Origin of the sequence: Tardiphaga sp. 866_E4_N1_4, assembly GCF_052076075.1 — a bacterium.
Classification (GTDB): domain Bacteria; phylum Pseudomonadota; class Alphaproteobacteria; order Rhizobiales; family Xanthobacteraceae; genus Tardiphaga; species Tardiphaga robiniae.
Genome location: NZ_CP197242.1, coordinates 159,083 through 175,253, shown reverse-complemented (window position 1 = coordinate 175,253; position 16,171 = coordinate 159,083). Strand labels below are relative to the sequence as shown.

The 16,171-nt window shown below is 61.2% G+C and carries 16 protein-coding genes; 7 read left to right on the top strand and 9 right to left on the bottom strand.

Annotated features, from left to right (window positions below):
• Nucleotides 1–22: 22 nt before the first annotated feature.
• The gene (locus tag AB8B20_RS00810) at nucleotides 23–334 is read left to right on the top strand and encodes a DUF3253 domain-containing protein (protein WP_439071357.1); all 312 of its coding nucleotides are present in this window, start codon (nucleotides 23–25) and stop codon (nucleotides 332–334) included.
• Nucleotides 335–338: 4 nt separating this feature from the next.
• On the opposite strand, the gene AB8B20_RS00805 is transcribed toward AB8B20_RS00810, so the two are convergent.
• The 5 genes from AB8B20_RS00805 to AB8B20_RS00785 all read right to left on the bottom strand — a co-directional run bounded on the left by AB8B20_RS00805 (nucleotide 339) and on the right by AB8B20_RS00785 (nucleotide 4,094).
• Nucleotides 339–1,142, bottom strand: a complete 804-nt coding sequence (locus AB8B20_RS00805) for a YdcF family protein (RefSeq protein ID WP_439071356.1) — start codon at nucleotides 1,140–1,142, stop codon at nucleotides 339–341.
• Between the two features lie 86 nt (nucleotides 1,143–1,228).
• On the bottom strand, nucleotides 1,229–2,047 hold the full coding sequence (locus tag AB8B20_RS00800) for an aldo/keto reductase (protein ID WP_439071355.1): 819 nt from the start codon (nucleotides 2,045–2,047) through the stop codon (nucleotides 1,229–1,231).
• Between the two features lie 96 nt (nucleotides 2,048–2,143).
• On the bottom strand, nucleotides 2,144–2,476 hold the full coding sequence (locus AB8B20_RS00795) for a helix-turn-helix domain-containing protein (RefSeq protein WP_439071354.1): 333 nt from the start codon (nucleotides 2,474–2,476) through the stop codon (nucleotides 2,144–2,146).
• Between the two features lie 279 nt (nucleotides 2,477–2,755).
• A complete protein-coding gene (locus tag AB8B20_RS00790) occupies nucleotides 2,756–3,514 on the bottom strand; it encodes a hypothetical protein (protein WP_439071353.1) in 759 nt (252 codons plus the stop codon).
• 94 nt (nucleotides 3,515–3,608) lie between these two features.
• Complete coding sequence (locus tag AB8B20_RS00785) at nucleotides 3,609–4,094, bottom strand: lysozyme inhibitor LprI family protein (RefSeq protein ID WP_439071352.1); 486 nt, start codon at nucleotides 4,092–4,094, stop codon at nucleotides 3,609–3,611.
• 561 nt (nucleotides 4,095–4,655) lie between these two features.
• On the opposite strand from AB8B20_RS00785, the gene AB8B20_RS00780 reads away from it, so the two are divergent.
• On the top strand, nucleotides 4,656–5,051 hold the full coding sequence (locus AB8B20_RS00780; RefSeq protein ID WP_089267240.1) for a hypothetical protein: 396 nt from the start codon (nucleotides 4,656–4,658) through the stop codon (nucleotides 5,049–5,051).
• Between the two features lie 89 nt (nucleotides 5,052–5,140).
• On the opposite strand, the gene AB8B20_RS00775 is transcribed toward AB8B20_RS00780, so the two are convergent.
• A complete protein-coding gene (locus tag AB8B20_RS00775; protein WP_439071351.1) occupies nucleotides 5,141–6,364 on the bottom strand; it encodes a CaiB/BaiF CoA transferase family protein in 1,224 nt (407 codons plus the stop codon).
• Between the two features lie 286 nt (nucleotides 6,365–6,650).
• Between AB8B20_RS00775 and pstS the strand changes: the two genes are divergently transcribed.
• Nucleotides 6,651–7,934 carry a phosphate ABC transporter substrate-binding protein PstS gene (gene pstS, locus AB8B20_RS00770; RefSeq protein ID WP_441253317.1) on the top strand — a complete coding sequence of 428 codons (1,284 nt, stop codon included), beginning with the start codon at nucleotides 6,651–6,653 and terminating at the stop codon, nucleotides 7,932–7,934.
• A gap of 352 nt (nucleotides 7,935–8,286) precedes the next feature.
• Here pstS and AB8B20_RS00765 read toward each other — a convergent pair whose 3' ends face one another.
• Nucleotides 8,287–8,649, bottom strand: a complete 363-nt coding sequence (locus tag AB8B20_RS00765) for a hypothetical protein (protein ID WP_439071347.1) — start codon at nucleotides 8,647–8,649, stop codon at nucleotides 8,287–8,289.
• 412 nt (nucleotides 8,650–9,061) lie between these two features.
• Between AB8B20_RS00765 and AB8B20_RS00760 the strand changes: the two genes are divergently transcribed.
• Nucleotides 9,062–9,952, top strand: coding sequence for a tetratricopeptide repeat protein (locus AB8B20_RS00760; RefSeq protein WP_244558524.1), 891 nt, complete (start codon nucleotides 9,062–9,064; stop codon nucleotides 9,950–9,952).
• Nucleotides 9,953–10,141: 189 nt separating this feature from the next.
• Here AB8B20_RS00760 and mgtE read toward each other — a convergent pair whose 3' ends face one another.
• Nucleotides 10,142–11,572 (bottom strand): magnesium transporter, encoded by a 1,431-nt coding sequence (gene mgtE, locus AB8B20_RS00755; protein ID WP_439071345.1) that lies wholly within the window; start codon nucleotides 11,570–11,572, stop codon nucleotides 10,142–10,144.
• Nucleotides 11,573–11,708: 136 nt separating this feature from the next.
• On the opposite strand from mgtE, the gene AB8B20_RS00750 reads away from it, so the two are divergent.
• The gene (locus AB8B20_RS00750; protein ID WP_439071343.1) at nucleotides 11,709–12,518 is read left to right on the top strand and encodes a polysaccharide deacetylase family protein; all 810 of its coding nucleotides are present in this window, start codon (nucleotides 11,709–11,711) and stop codon (nucleotides 12,516–12,518) included.
• Between the two features lie 117 nt (nucleotides 12,519–12,635).
• Nucleotides 12,636–13,934: a polysaccharide deacetylase family protein gene (locus AB8B20_RS00745; RefSeq protein WP_439071341.1), complete on the top strand. Its 1,299-nt coding sequence runs from the start codon at nucleotides 12,636–12,638 to the stop codon at nucleotides 13,932–13,934.
• 11 nt (nucleotides 13,935–13,945) lie between these two features.
• Here the strand turns inward: AB8B20_RS00745 and AB8B20_RS00740 are convergent, their stop codons facing one another.
• Nucleotides 13,946–14,317 carry a hypothetical protein gene (locus AB8B20_RS00740; protein ID WP_092151266.1) on the bottom strand — a complete coding sequence of 124 codons (372 nt, stop codon included), beginning with the start codon at nucleotides 14,315–14,317 and terminating at the stop codon, nucleotides 13,946–13,948.
• A 449-nt stretch (nucleotides 14,318–14,766) separates the two neighbouring features.
• Here AB8B20_RS00740 and AB8B20_RS00735 point away from each other — a divergent pair, with 449 nt between their 5' ends.
• Nucleotides 14,767–15,963, top strand: coding sequence for an MFS transporter (locus AB8B20_RS00735; RefSeq protein WP_439071339.1), 1,197 nt, complete (start codon nucleotides 14,767–14,769; stop codon nucleotides 15,961–15,963).
• Nucleotides 15,964–16,171: the final 208 nt, after the last annotated feature.

Sequence of the window (16,171 nt, the reverse complement as noted above, 5' to 3'; positions counted from 1 at the left end):
GCCTGATCGGTCATGGCAAGGGATGTCCAAACCCAGTTCGAAGACCCCGAAGCCGTCAGCCGCCAAGCTGGCCCCGAAACCGAAGCCCTTGCCGCTCGACGAGGCGATCCTCGACGCGCTCACCCGCAACGGCGCGGGCACGCTGAGCCCGCCTGAGATTGCGCATGTGATCGAGCCGGAGGGCGACTGGCACGCGCTGCTGATGCCGATCCGCCGCGCCGCCGTGACGCTAGCGCTCGCCGACCGCCTCGTGATCTATCGCAAGGGCAAGCCGGTCGAAGATCCAAACGACTTCCGCGGCGTATATCGGCTGGGGCTGCCGAAGGCGGAGTGACGCATCACCGCTTCTTCGGCCCCGGCAGCAACTCGCTGCTGCGGCCGGCGAGCCAATAGGTGATCAGCCCTACCCATTCGTGAACCGCGATATCGCTCCGGCCAAGGCCGGCGCTGGCGGAATCGAAGGTCTCGGTGGCATCGATCCAGCCGCGCGTGCGCCAGTCCACCGGATAGGCCTCGACATCGAAGCCGACCCTGCGGAACGCGCCGATCGCGCGCGGCATATGCCAGGCGGACGTCACCAGCAGCCAGCGCTCGCCGGGCTTCGGCGACACCAGGCCTGCGGTGAAGGCGGCATTTTCGTCGGTGGTGCGGGAAGCGGTTTCGAGCGTGACGCGTTCGGGGGCCACGCCGAAACGCTGCAGCAGCTCGCCGGCAACGGGCGCTTCGGACAGCGACTTTTCAATCAGGCTGCCGGCGCCGCCGGTGAAGACGATACGCGCCTGCGGATAGCGGCGCGCCAGCTCCAGCATCGCCGTTATCCGCTCGCCGGCCGAATTGATCTCCAGCGAGCCGCGTGCCGCGGACGAATCCGAATCGATGGCGCCGCCAAGCACGATGATCCCGTCGGGTGCACGGCCATCGTCCTGCCATTTCGGAAAACGCTCGGTCAGCGACAGCATCAGCACATTGCCAACAGGCGAATAGCCGAACAGCAGCAGCAACAGGATGCCAAAGGTCACCAGCAATGTTCCGACACGCTGGCGCTGCAGCAGCACCAGCACAATGCCGACCACGCAGATGATGGCGATCGCATTGGACGGCTCCGTGAAGAAGCCGAGCATCTTGGAGAACGTGAAAAACATGAGGCCCTTGGCTTGCCGGACGGTGTCACTGCATGAGCCATCCTGCCCACAAGATCAATGCGGCAAATGCCGGCTGGCCTTATGGATCAATCCCATTTCGGCGCGAAGCCGTAGTCGGTCAGCCGCCCCTTCGGATGCGCCAGATGCGAAATCCGGGACATCTCGTTTTCGGACAGCATGAAATCGAACACATCGATATTCTCCGACAGACGCTCGACCTTGGAGGTGCGCGGGATCGCCACCGCGCCCTGCTGGACCAGCCAGCGCAGGCAAACCTGTGCTGCACTCTTGCCATGTGCCTTGCCGATCTCGGCAAGCGTTTCATCGCCGCGAACATTGCCCTGGGCGATGGGGCTGTAGGCGACCATGGCCAGACCATTCTGCCGGCAGGCGCCCTGCACCTTCACCTGGTCGAGATAGGGATGATACTCGACCTGATCGCAGACCAGCGGTTCGGGACATCCGGCGACCGCCTGTTCGATCAGCGCCACGGTGAAATTCGACAGGCCTATATGTCTGGTCAGGCCCATCTGCTTGGCATGCGCCAGCGCGCCGAGCGTTTCCTCCAGCGGCACCTGCGGGTTCGGCCAGTGCAGCAACAGCAGATCGACCTCGGTCATCCGCAGCCTGGTCAGGCTCTCCTTCACGGAGCGTTCGAGATTGTGAGGCGCGAAATGCGTGGTCCAGACCTTGGTCGTCACGAACATCTCGTTACGGCGAATGTGCGACGCGTGGATGCCCTCGCCGACATCGCGCTCGTTTTCATAGACCTGTGCGGTGTCGATGTGGCGATAGCCGAGCCGGATCGCCTGTTCGACGGTGCGTGCACAAGCGCGGCCACGCAGTTCCCATGTCCCGAGGCCAATGGCCGGGATGCGGGCGCCGTTTGCTTCCACGAACTGCATCATCTTCTCCTCTGACAGAGGAACGATACGAACGCCGACAAGCTTTTCCCGGACATCGCCGGCGCGTCAGCGCAGGCGATGATCCACAGTGATCGTTCAGGCGTCCGCGGCAACCGGCGCGAGCGCCGCGAACACCGTGTCCGGTGCATGTGCGATCACCGCCAGCAAGGCACGGGCCGGACCGCGCGGCATGCGCTTGCCCTGCTCCCAATTGCGGATCGTCTCGACGGGAACGCTGAGACGCGCGGCAAATTCCATCTGGGTCAGCTGCGCACGGCGGCGCAGATCGCGCACTTCGGCTTCGCCGGGTCGCACCGCGACCGGCTCCGGCACGACAGGCATATCGGGAACCAGCGGCACCTCGTGCCCGTCCCGCAATTCGACGATCCGTCCGTCAGCCTTCAACCGCAAGCGCATGTTCGACCTCATTGCGCGTGATGGTCGTCGATTGCAGTTAAGGAGCCGTGAAGACAAGTGAGCCGGCGATCCCGGTGTTGGCGATCGTCGGCCCCAAGAGATGCGCGATGGCCGGGCACCCTGTTGCTGAAACCGCGTGAAACATGCTTCGGCGAGCGAGGCCGCTTTGAACCATGAGCCGCCATCCGGGCATCGATAGGCATTCGGCTCGGGTATGTGATGCAGGTCGTGCGGGAGCGGGCATGGCTCGCTCCCATCCGTCGCAAAGCGCGAACGCTGCTCGCAGCCATTTCAATTCGTTGTGGTCTTGCCGCCGCGCATGGACACAAGCTTGTTTTCACGAAATCGGAGAATGAGCCAAGCGGTCTCATCGAAACCGTCTGCGAGCTTTCCCTCGTGCGAATACACGATCTGAGCAGCTTCCGACTTCGACGGCGGTCCCAACGCCGTGATTACCTCCTGACGCGACATACCTAAATGCAGCTTGCCGTCGAAGACGACGGGCGAGAATTTTTCCGGGATAATGCCACAATCGGTCGAAGCCCCGGCGTCTTTCTCGGTGAGCTCTTCAACGATTTCCGTGACGAGATGATCCGGGCCGCCTATCTCCCCGCCGGACACGACCCACAATCGATGCTGCGCGCGCCGATAACACAGCCAATAGATACTATCTCCAGCGTCGCCTCGGTGTTGGATGGTCCCTTCGCCCAGGGCTTCGCGAACCGCGTTGAGCCGCGTCTCCTCGAAGCGGCCCGCAAATGAGCCTAGCGAAAAGCGGGTCGCCAACCTCGTTACGACTGTCGGCGGCACGCGCTCGAACGCACGTTCGTTGATTGGGGGCGGCGGTGTCTGCGCGGAGCAGTCATCCGAGGGGATCGCAAATAAAAGCAGGAGCAAGAAGAGCGACTTTCGACCATCAACTCTGTATTGGCTTACATTAGAAATTGAGCGCATCTGCAATAGCATCTCTCGTTTAACAAGGATGGTCGCGAACCAAATAAAATCGTGACGAAAGAGGAATACTTCAGGTTTTGTTCGAAGGGCTGTCACGTCGTTTGCAAAAACAGCGGAAAGCTCTCGCGCTCTGCCCCCACATCGACGATACGCCCATGCGAGAGACAATTGAGAGTGGGACTAAGAGGTCTCAGTGCTCGTTGACCGCAGCGCCGAGCTTGATCAAGCTCAGCGCGCGGTTCGCGGTCTCGCGCAGGCGGCAGTAGTTCGCGTCGCCCCGGTACATGCCGGGCTCGACTTTGTCGAAGACCGCGCAGAAGCGATCACGCGACGCGACGAAGGTTGTCTGCGCGTCCTTGACCGCCTTGATCTTGTCGGCGAACCCGCCGGCCTCAACCTTCTTTAGCGCCTCATTGGTTTTCTGCGTCCAAATGGCGAGTTCGCGCGCCGCGCAGGCTTTCCATTTGGCGACATCGTCATTCACGCCCTCCGCCTTTTTGATGCACGGGTCGGCGACGAGCCCGACACACGCGCCGCCGAAACCGCCGGTTTCTTCCGCGGTCTTCAGGCAAGCATTGATCACTGCAACGTCGGCGGGCGCGGTGCCCTGGGCGAAAGCTATCGATGAGAGCGGGAGGCTTGCGGCGAGCAGCGCGGCGGAAAATTTGAGCTTCATTTGAGATCTCCGTTCGGCGCATCGAAAATATGGAACGCAATACCACTGTGAGCAAATGAAGCCCCGCGAGCCGGTACACCGGCGGGTGTGGCGGAAGGGCCGGACGTCGAGTGGGAAAGCGAAACGAGCGGGTACGCGGCTTTCGCTACGCTCTCTTCAATCAATGCCTTTGAATATGCCTTGGCCTGGCTCACGAGATTTTCAGACAATAAGTGACGCATGCAACTTTGGTCATCGAAGGCCCAGCATTGGTTCATCTGAATGTGGAATAGGAGCGCCGAGGTGGCGACTCTGAAGATCGCAATTCAAGTTGTATGGACGATATCTGTAGTTGGAGCGGCCACATTTTCAGTGCTCCTTATGGCTGGCAGCAGCACGGATTTGTTGGCGCTCTTGCCCTAAGCTCTGTCGGCTTCGCTTTGAGTGCCATTGTCGCCGCAAGCCCGGCCTTGGTGCTGCAATTGTTGCGTTGAGCACGCTGCTACGTTGACGGATAACGACGGCAGGACCGGTTTGGGCACCCGCCGGCTACGCCGCTGGCAACACTATGAGACTTCAAAATTGAACAAGATCGCCACGAAGACTGACGAAGGTGGCATGAAACGCTTTCTGATTTTCCCGGCTCTCTTTCCGCCTCTTGCGTTGGTCGTATTCACGGCGCCTGATGGGTTTAAGAATCTTCTCGATTGGATGGTTGAGTCCTACGCAATCGCGGTTATCCCGGCCTTGCTGCTGGCTTGGGTCGATTGGATGCTTTCTGCAAAGCCACTCCGAGTTATGGGAACGGCGGTGACGGCAGCACTCCCTGCAGTCTTGATCATGCTTTTCATGTGGGGAGGATCAAACGACTTATGGCCAATCTTGATGGTTGGGCTCGTCGGAGGACTACCAGCCGCGGTGTGTTCGTGGCTATCCGATGGCCGAACGTTAAGCATGAACGCGCGAGCGAACAGCTAAAGTTTAATTGGCTCTCCGACCGACTTGCGGCCGGTCGGAGATGAGAGCGAATACAAGTGTGACGCCATCGATCGCCTGCCCCGACCGGCCTAGACGATGCCCTTCGTCCTCAGCGCGGCGATCCGCTCGCCGTCGTAGCCGATGGTGGACAGGATTTCGTCCGTGTTGGAGCCGAGAAGTGGCGGCGCGTGATATTCGGTGATCGGCGTGCCCGAAAACATCAGCGGATTTCGTACGAGCGAAAGCGCCGGCTCGAAGGGATGGTTCGAGCTCACGCGCATACCGCGGGATTTCACATGAGGGTCCGCGAAAACCTGGTCGAAGTCGTTGATCGGGCCTGACGGCACGCCGACGGCCTCCAGACGTTCCAGCCAGTAGGCGACGGGCTGCTTCAGGAAAAGACCGGCGAAGATGGCCATGATCTCCTTGCCATGCTGGACACGATCGTTGTTCTTCAGGAAGCGCGGATCCTTGGCCAGGTCCGGCTCTCCGAGCACTTCGCATGTCCGCTGGAACTGGCCGTCATTGCCATTCACGAGCATCAACTCGCCATCGGTGCAACGGAAGACACCGGCAGGCATGCCGCCATTGCCCCAGGTTCCGCGCCGCGGCGGGACTTTTCCGCTGATGAGATAGGGTTGGAGCCAATGTGAAAGGGAGGCGATCACCGTATCGAACAGACAAGCATCGATTTGCTGCCCCTCGCCGCCGCCGGCATCGCGATGATAGAGCGCCGACATCACGCCGATGGTGGCATTCAAGCCGGTCATATAGTCCACGATCGAGGGACCGACCTTCATGGGGCCCTCACCCGGCTCGCCATCGAGATGGCCCGTCACGCTCATGAGACCACCCATCGCCTGCAGGATCGCATCATAGCCGGCGCGTGTGGCGTAGGGACCGCTTTGTCCGAAGCCCGTCACCGAGCAGTAAACGATGCGCGGGTTGATGGCTTTGATCGCGTCGTAGTCGAGGCCATAACGCTTGAGGTCGCCGACCTTGTAGTTTTCCAACAACACGTCGGCGGTCTTGACGAGTTCGCGAATGATCTCCTGGCCTTCAGGCTTGGCCACATTGACCGTGACCGATTTCTTGTTGCGATTGGCGCAAAGATAGAAGGAGTTGTCTCGCCTGCTGCCGTCCGGGTCGTTCAGATAAGGAGGGCCGAATGCGCGGGAATCGTCGCCGGTTCCAGGGCGTTCGATCTTGATGACTTCGGCGCCGAAATCGCCAAGCATCTGACCCGCGATCGGGCCGGCAAGCACCCGCGTCATATCGATAACCTTGATGCCCGAGAGCGGCAGAGCCGGCATGTATTCCTCCTGTTATGTTCATTCGTCACGTCGGCCACGGAGAACGTGTGAAGCGAGCGCTTACAGGAAAATCACCCCGAGTGCACCGCTTTGTGAGCATGAGGGGTATCCCATTCAAGAGGGCACGGAACAGCGCTCTTGATTTCCGGATGCCGAAATTTCAAGACTGAGCAGCCCCCTATGCATCATCAGGGGTAAGACCGCATCCAGAGTAAGGCCGACCGCTTTGCACCAGAAGGAGACATGAGCGCGGCGTCGCGCAGGCAACACAACGTTCAGCCCTTGCTTGCCAATCTACGATGACTGCCCCGCGCTTGAAGAATACGACAGTCAGTTGGCCGGGAGCGAACCTCCGCAGAACACGACGTTCTGCAAATCGAGAGCACGCTTTGAACCTATCATCCCGCCGATGGACACATGTTTCATCGGCAGGCTTCCGCCGCTGCGGGAGTCCGCGAGGCTCGTGCGCGAAGAACGGGTTCCGATATCTTGCGCCCGACCCGCACATGGGGAAATTAAAATGTGCAGATATATCGCGCTGGCTCCTCTGCTTCTTCAACTCCTCTCCCCAGGCACTTCACCGGCGGCGGAAGCCAGCGGCGCGGGCTCGACATTCGCTGCCCCGATCATCGAGAAGTGGAGCGCCGCATACAAAGCGGTCAGCGGCGATCGCGTCAGCTATCAACCGGTCGGCTCCAGCATCGGCGTGGACATGATCAAGAAAGCCGCCGTCGATTTCGGCACGACCGATCGACCATTGAGCCGCGCGGAACTGAAGAAGCTCAATATGCTTCAGTTCCCTCTCGCCATTGGTGGCGTGGTCCCGGTCGTCAACGTTCAGGGTATATTGCCCGGGCAGATGCGTTTCACGGGACCTGTTCTGGCGGACATCTTCCTAGGGAAGATCCGGCGATGGGACCATCCGGGCATTCGTTCGATCAACGCGGAACTGGTTCTGCCGAATTTGCCGATCACCGTGGTGCATCGTCTGGACGGGTCGGGTACGACCTTCAACTGGACAAACTACCTGTCAAAAATCAGCACGGATTGGAACACGAAGGTCGGGCAAGGCAATTCGGTGGACTGGCCGCTCGGACTTGGCGGCAAAGGCAACAATGGCGTCGCTTCGCTGGTCGCCATGGTGCCAGGCGCGATCGGCTATCTCGAATATTCGTATGCGCTCCAGAAATTCGACCGAATATCATTTGGGTCGGTGCAAAACGGATCCGGTCACTTCGCCATGCCGACGGTGGCCTCGTTTCGTGCCGCGGCCGAGAACGCCGATTGGAAAGCCGCTGAAGACTTCGCGGTGATTCTCGCAGATGCCCCCGGCGCAGACGCCTATCCGATCGCGGCGACCACCTATGTGCTCATGCCCAGGAAACCGGCGTGGTCAAAGAGCGAGACCAGCGCGCTGGCATTTCTACGTTGGGCATTGGAACACGGACAGGCCCACGCGGAAGCACTCAACTACGTTCCGCTCCCGTCGAAACTGGTAAAGCAGATAGAGGCTTATCTGGACGCAGGGCCTGCGCAGCAAGATGACACGACGGACGCAAAGGGCAATTGAGAAGGCCGAAGCCTCGCACGACGACCGGCTCACGCACCACGGGCCTATCCGGTACGAGCGGCACTTCGTGCCCGTCCCACAATGCGACGATCGGCAGAACTCCCCGCGCTCTATGAGCGATGGAAACAGTCGTCGGCCGACATCGCGTCGACTCCACTTGCGCCGCGGCCCTGAAGGCTAGGGCTTCGGCCGTCATGGAGTGAGATTGATGGAATGGTTTAGCGTGGCCGAGAAGCCACCGCCGATCGCCGTTGACGCGATGCTGACGAACAAGGGGCTGGCCGAGACCCGCTGAGGCCGGTCGGTGCCTAGGCTAGTCCTATCAATCGTTTACAGCGAAATCCGTCATTTTCTAGCCGGCATCATCCTTGGCGAAACTGTAGATGAGCTCGCCGCAGAAAGCAGAATAACTGACCTTACCCTCGTGGGTGTCCATGACGGGCTTCTGCTTGGCAAGACACTTCCGCTGCGCCGGTTTGAAAGCCCCCTTCCAGATCACAGGGAAATCAGCCGCTTGTCGTAGATCTTGGTAAAGGATCGGATATTTGACCATCTGCGATACGGCCTTCTGGTCGCTCTTGCCGACGGCAGCATTGAATTGCGTCCAGAACGCTGCGAAACCGTCATCACTCCCCGCCGCCAGCGCCGGTCCCGCCGATATCAGCAAACCAGCCACAAGCAGCCCTCTCCCGATCACCAATCCGATCGACTTCATCTTCGCACCTCCATGCAATACTTAAGCATTGTTCAATATGTCGCTGATTGCCTCACAAGGTTCAGAGCCGAAATTAGGATAGCTCAATGGCAAGAACGCCTAAGAGCGCGGCCTCCCCCCCCGCAGACGGTCTTAAAATAAAAGCGTCACCACCACTCTCACGCTTAATGTAAGACGGCCTTTCTCAAGCGGGGGCGCATGGGAGAAAACCAAGGGGACGTTGCGGCCGTATAAAGCCAAGTCGCACGCCGGCATCCCGCCTCGTTGAACTTCTTCCCGTTGAAAAGCACAAATAGAGCGAACGCTTGAAATCCAATCGAGAGATTTTGCAATGTTAGCTTTCAGAGCATCGATTTGTGCTGCCTTCACCGTAATTGGCCTATCCCTTTCGTTTGTCGGGCCCTCGTTTGCGATGGAAGATACCGAAACTGCTTTCAGCCTCACCATGCAGATGAAAGAGTTCTATCGTTCGGGCAAATATTTGGAAGCGTTGCCGTTAGCTCAAAAAGCGTTGTCCCTTCGCGAGGCGGATCCCAACTCTAACGAGTCAGACACCGCTATGGCGCTGAATGACCTTGGAACCATCCACTACCAATTAGGCCAATACGCCGTGGCGGAACCGTTTTACAAGCGGTCGCTCGCTTTGCGCGAAAAGACGCTCGGTCCGGATCATGCGGAAATTGCCATGGTGCTCAACAATCTGGGCGACCTGTACCGCGCAGAGCAGCGATACGCGGAGGCAACGATATTCCTTAAACGGTCCATCTTGATCACCGAAAAATCGCGTGGCCCTGACGATCCGTCTATTGTCCTTGCGCTGAGCAATCTCGGTGCTGTCGCCAGCATGCAGGGCAACTATGCCCAGTCCGCGCCAATGTTCAAGAGAGGACTAGCCATACTGGAGAAGGCGAAAGGTCCCGACGATCCCGAAGCCACGGTGCTGATGAACAACCTGGCCGATGCTTACTTCCATCAACGGCGTTATGCTGATGCGGAGCGCTTGCTTAAACGGTCGATTGTGGTGAACGCGAAGGCTTTCGGCTCCAGCCATCCCGACATCGCACAGGCTCAGAACACTATGGCCGTGCTCTATTGGCGCCAAGGTCGAAAAGCCGATGCTGAGTCTCTGTTCAAGAAATCAATCGCCACGTTGGAAAGTTCACTAGGTCCGAGCCATCCAGATATTGCGGGGATTCTGATGAATCTTGCAGGTCTATATAAAGAGCAGGGTCGGTTTGAAGATGCACGGATATGCTTGAAACGGGTTGTGGCGGTACGCGACAAAACCGGATCGAATATCTAGGAGAAGCTGCTCGTGCGAACTGCGGTGTGCGAGGCTATGGACTGTTAACGCCGGTCGGGGTCCGCCTCCAGCGCGAGCGCATGGCTCAAGTAACAATTTTCAAGGAAAGTTCGCCGAGCGCGACCTTGAAAATATCCTGCCTAAAAAGGATGGGTTTCGCTGTGCTTTATCCATCATACGGACTGCGGACTACTTCAGACCGAACCACAGCGTCGCGATCCCCAAGAAAGCGAAGAAGCCGACCACGTCGGTCACGGTGGTCACGAATGTACCGGAGGCCACGGCCGGGTCGGCCTTGACGCGTTCGAGCACCATCGGGATCAGGATGCCACCGAGTGCGCCGGCGATCAGATTGCAGATCATTGCAAGGCCGATGACGATGCCGAGACCGGGCGTCCTGAACCAGGCATAGGCGGCGATGCCGGTGATCACGGCAAAGGCCAGTCCGTTGATCAGGCCGACAAGGCCTTCGCGGATCACGATACGCATGGCGTTGTTGGGGTTGAGCTGCCGCGTCGCCAATGCGCGCACCGCGACGGTCATGGTCTGGGTTGCGGCATTGCCGCCCTGGCTGGCGACGATGGGCGCCAGCACCGCCAGCGCCACCATCTGCTGCAGCTGGTCCTCGAACAGGCCCAGCACCGACGACGCAATGAAGGCGGTGGCGAGATTGATCAACAGCCAGGTAAAGCGGCCCTTGGCGATGGTCCAGAAATTGTCCGACAGTTCTTCGTCCGACGTGACGCCGCCGAGCGCCTTGAGGTCCTCGTCGGCCTCCTCCTCGATGACGTCGACGACGTCGTCGATGGTGATGACGCCGACCAGCCGGTCATCGGTATCGACCACAGGCGCCGCGACAAGATTGTACTTGCCGAACATCCGCGCCACTTCCTCCTGATCGTCCAACACCGAGACGCGGCGGCGGTCCTCATCGATCAGATCAGCCAGCAGCACCGGGCGGCGCGCGCGCAGCAGCGCATCCAGCGACACTGCGCCCTGCCAGCGCTGATCGGCGCCGACGGAATAGATCTCGTAGAACCGATCCGGCAGGTCCGGCGTTTCGCGCATATAGTCGATGACCTGACCGACATTCCAGTCCGGCGGGACCGCAATGAATTCGGTCTGCATCCGCCGGCCGGCGGAGTTTTCCGGGTAAGTGAGGCTGCGCTCGAGCGCCACGCGCTCGGACAGCGGCAGCTTCTCGAGAATCTCGTCCTGGACCTCCTCGTCGACGCCTTCGAGCAGTTCGACGGCATCGTCGGAATCGAGTTCGCGGACACCCTCGGCGACAGTTTCCGGCTCCAGTTCCTCGAGCAGTTCCTCGCGGACGGTGTCGTCGACCTCGTTGAGCGCCGAGAAGTCGAAATCGGCGCCGGTCAGCTCGATCAGGGGCGCGCGCTCGTCGGCATCGAGCGCTTCGATCAGGTCACCGAGATCGGCTTCATGCAGCTCGCCGACGATTTCCTTGAGGAATGCGGTATCGGCAACCTGAACCGCGTGCGAGATCGCCTCGACAAATTCGGGGCGGATGTCGCCTTCGGCATCGCGCATCGGCATCTTGTCGAGCGCCGACAATTCCTCGGGAGCGACCGATTGGGCGAGATCGACGTCATCGGCCATGCCGCACCTCGCCTGCTTGTTTGGGGGGTGACGGAGCTAGCGCTATCCTGTCGGAAATGCGCTAATCCATCTGTGAACGGAAGCTCGCATCAGGCATTACCCAATGCGCAATGCCTGATGCAATCGGAAAAATGCGGTGCGCGAAATCAGCGGCCGGGAAAGTGTCGTGATCGTGTTGAAGGCCGCCATTGTTGCCTTGATTGCATCGACCGTTGTCGCCCATGCCGAAGACTGCCCGCGCAAGGACACGCTCGGTACCGCACGCATTCTCACCGTGGATCCCAAGACCACTCCGCGGGTCGGAACGCAGAGCTTTCCGGATACGCTGCCGCTGGAAGACCGCGAGGTCGTGCTGACCTTCGACGATGGCCCGAATGCGCCGACCACGACGAAAATTCTCACGGCGCTGTCGCGCGAATGTGTTCGCGCGACCTTCTTCCTGATCGGCAACAGCGCGATGGCCAATGCGGCGCTGGTGAAGCGCATGGCCGCCGAGGGCCACACCATCGGCCATCACACCCTCGCCCATGCCGACCTCAAGAAGATCAGCAATGCGGCTGCCGTCGAACAGATCGACCGCGGCATCAGCGCCGACGAAATGGCGCTGAATGGCAAGGCCACCACCGTGCCGACCACGCCCTTCTTCCGGTTTCCCTATTTCGAGTCGACGCCAGCCCTGCTGGACATGCTGCAATCCCGCCGGATCGCAGTGTTCGGCGCGGATTTCTGGGCCAGCGACTGGAATCCCATGACCCCGCAGCAGCAACTGGAGCTGATTACCGGCCGGCTCAAGGCCGCCGGGCGGGGAATCATCCTGTTTCACGACACCAAGGCGCAGACTGCCGCGATGCTGCCCGATTTCCTGCGCTATCTCCGGGAGAACCGCTACCGGGTCGTACATATCATGCCGCCGGCCGCAGGGTCCGCCCGCTCCAGTTCCCAGTAGAACGCGCGATCATCAGGATGCGGAAAATACCGTCGGCGGGCCGACATGATTAACATTGCGTTCACAGCCGCCCCGGTAACTTCACAGCCGACATCAAAGCGAGTGACGGATCGACCAATGAACAAGGCGACGACTGACCGGGCACAACGCCTTCTGTGCCTGAGCCTGCTCACCGGCCTGACCCTGTTCACCGCCGCCGCAGCCTCCGCCACCAGCGCTCTGTCGGCCGAGGCGTGCCCGGGCAATCCCGGCGCGCTTGGCACCTCGCGCACCATCGTGGTCGATCCCCGCGAGCACCCCAAGATCGGCACCATGCAATATGCCGAGACGCTGCCGCTCCAGGACAAGGAGGTCGTGCTGACCTTCGACGACGGTCCGATCCCGAAACACTCGAACGCGATCCTCGATATACTGGCCTCCGAATGCGTGAAGGCGACGTTCTTCATCATCGGCCGGATGGCGAAGGAGCATCCCGAAGGCGTGCGCAAGCTGATCGCGCTCGGCCACACCGTCGGCACCCACAGCCAGAACCATCCGCTCAGCATGAACCGCATGCCGATCGAGAAGGCGCAGCAGGAAATCGAGGACGGCATCGCCAACACCACCGCGGCGCTCGGCGATCCTGCGCTGCTGTCGCCGTTCTTCCGCATTCCCGGCCTGCTGCGCGCCAGCGTGGTCGAGGACTATCTGGCCTCGCGCGGCATCCAGACCTGGAGCGCCGATTTCCCCGCCGACGACTGGCGCCATGTGTCGTCGCAGAAGGTCCATGACCTCGCGATCTCGCGCATCGCCGCCAAGGGCAAGGGCATCCTGTTGCTGCACGATATCCAGCCGCGCACCGTCGCCGCCCTGCCCGGCATCCTGCGCGACCTCAAGGCCGGCGGCTATCGCATCGTCCATGTCGAGGCGGCAACGCCGGACAAGCCGAAGACGCCCACCGAGCCGCAGCAGTGGCAGTTGCATCCGGTGTCGGAGACCGTGGCGGTCACGCGCTGGCACAAGGTGCCGACATTCGCCTTTGCCCATGACGACATGCTGCCCGCGCCGGCGATCTCGGCCTCCGACCAGATGCTGTCGCTAACCGAGAATTTCGATCGCATGCGCCGGCCACGCAATGCCGTGCCAACGCCCGAACAGGCTCCGTGGCCGCGCGCCGCGGCGCTGCATGCGATGACCAGCAGTGCCTCGCTGCCGGTACCGGCACAGGACCTGTTCGAGCTCGCCGAACGTCACGGCAAGCCGATCAAGGCACTCGTGCAGCTACCACATCACGCTCAACAGACGGCGCCTGCCCGCGGCAGCGATTCAGATGCGATTGCGAAACTGATCTCGATCGACGCCAGCGCCGCCAGACGCACCATCCCCGGCGCCATTCCCCCGGGCCTGCATCCGACGGCAGTTGCCGCCCCGCGCTGAGCGCGCCGGGATCAACTGACGATCTTGGCGATGCACAGCACCACGATGATGCCGAGGAACAGCAGGTCGATATAGGACTTCATCTCGCCGGCCTGGCGCTGCTCGACCACGTCCTTCACAACCATCTTGCGTGTTGCAACGGCAGCCGGGCCCTCACCGGACAAGCCGCCGAGCCGGCGTGCTTCGAGTTCGAGCTTCTCGATCGCCTTGAAGAAGATGAAGGTGCGCAGCGCCGAGATCGCCCGCATACCCGCATAGGCCAGCACCAGCGCCGCCACGATGGCGCGCTGCTGGTAGGTGCCGACGAAATTCAGGCTGAAATAGACCAGCGCCAGGAAGGCAAAGTTGGAGATGAAACGATAGGCATAGCTCAGATATTTCATGTCCGCTCCGGAAGATCGACGCTACCGGCCATGTCTAGCTGCCGGACGGCGGCGTTGCTACTGGCAAGTCGTTACCCGAGCGCTAAAGGATGATGACAACTGCAATGCATCTGGAGATTTATCCGCAACGCGCCAACGGACTTTTGTCAACGACGGCGCGCGCCAGTCAGCGCGCTGCGGCCGGCCGAGGAGCGACTGGCATGCTCGGCCCGGCGCGATGATGCCTGCGGCGGCTTCGGTAGCAAGATCACAGCGTCCCGCTCGGACACGGTGCGATAGCGCGACCGTGCGGCAGCGCTTCCCGCACTATACAACCTTGACAGAGGAACCTGCTTCGCCGTAACCAGCCGTCATTGCAGGGTGTCTCCCCGCCGTAAGCGTTAACGTCACTCAACGTGCTCAGCTCCGGACAGCCCCAATGTGGCTGGCCGCCTCGAAAGCACGTCGACATGAATCAGAACGCTCCTCCAAAATTCAAAGCTGCGTCCAGACCTGCGCCTCTCAGCCGCGACGACCGCAAGAGCCTGATCAAGCAGGTGCTGATCGTCTTTTTCGGCTTCCTCTCGGTCGGCCTGCCGCTGCCGCCGATCTCGCTCTATATCCATGACCAGCTCGGTTTCTCGGCCGGCGTGATCGGCTTCGCCATCGGCATCCAGTCGGTGATGACGGTGCTCACCCGGCATCGCGCCGGCACGCTCAGCGACCATCACGGTGCGCGTTACGCGATCCGGCTCGGCCTGCCGCTGTCGGCGCTGGCCGGCCTGTTCTATCTGCTGGCGGCCGTGGCGCCGCTGCCGGCCGAAGGCAAGCTCACGCTGCTGCTGATCGGACGCGTCGCGCTCGGCTTCGGCGAAAGCCTGTTCATCACCGGCGCCATGAGCTGGTGCATCGGACGGCTCGGCCCGCACCGCACCGGTCTCGTGATGTCGTGGCAGGGCATCGCCATGTATTCGGCGATTGGATTGGGCGCACCGATCGGCCTTGCGGTCTATGCATCGATCGGCTTTGCCGGCGTCGGCGTGCTGGCGGCCATCTCGCCACTGATCGCACTGGGGATCGCCTACGCCATCCCGGACGTGCCTGTGTCGGGCAGCACCGAACGCACGCCATTCTACAAGGTGATCGGACTGATCTGGCGATCCGGCACGGTGCTCTTCCTCGCCACCATTCCCTTCGCGGGGATCACCGGCTTTCTGGCACTAACCTATGTGGAGCGTGGCTGGTCCGGCGCAGGCATCGCGCTCGCCGCCTTCTCGACCGGATTCATCTTCGTGCGCCTGGTCGGCAGCCACCTGCCCGACCAGTTCGGCGGCGCGCGCGTCGCGATGACATCGCTGGCCATCGAGGCGCTGGGCCAGGCGCTGATCTGGCTGTCCACGAGTCCGATGCTCGCACTGCTCGGCGCGCTGGTCACCGGCATCGGATTCTCGCTGATCTTCCCGTCGATGGGTGTCGAAGCCACGCGCCGCGTGCCCATCGAACAGCGCGGCCGCGCGGTGGCGAATTTCATCGCCTTCTTCGACCTGGCGATCGGGCTGACGGCGCCTGCCGTCGGCTATGCGGCGGGCGTGTTTGGGTATGGGACGGCGTTTCTGATCGGCGCCGTCGCGGCGATCTGCGCGCTGGTGCTGGCAGCGAGCGGGTAAGGCCCGTAGCTCTCTGGCCAGCTCACTAATGATACCGGCACTGAACGATATCGAGCTGCTCCGTCTCGCCTTTGCCGGTGACCCGGCAGACCAGCCGGTGTTTACCGGTGATGCGTAGCGCGATTGATTACACCCCACAGATTACAATCCCGAATGGTAGAAATTCGCGAAGCACCCGAATTCACCAACTGGCTAGCTGCTCTGAAAG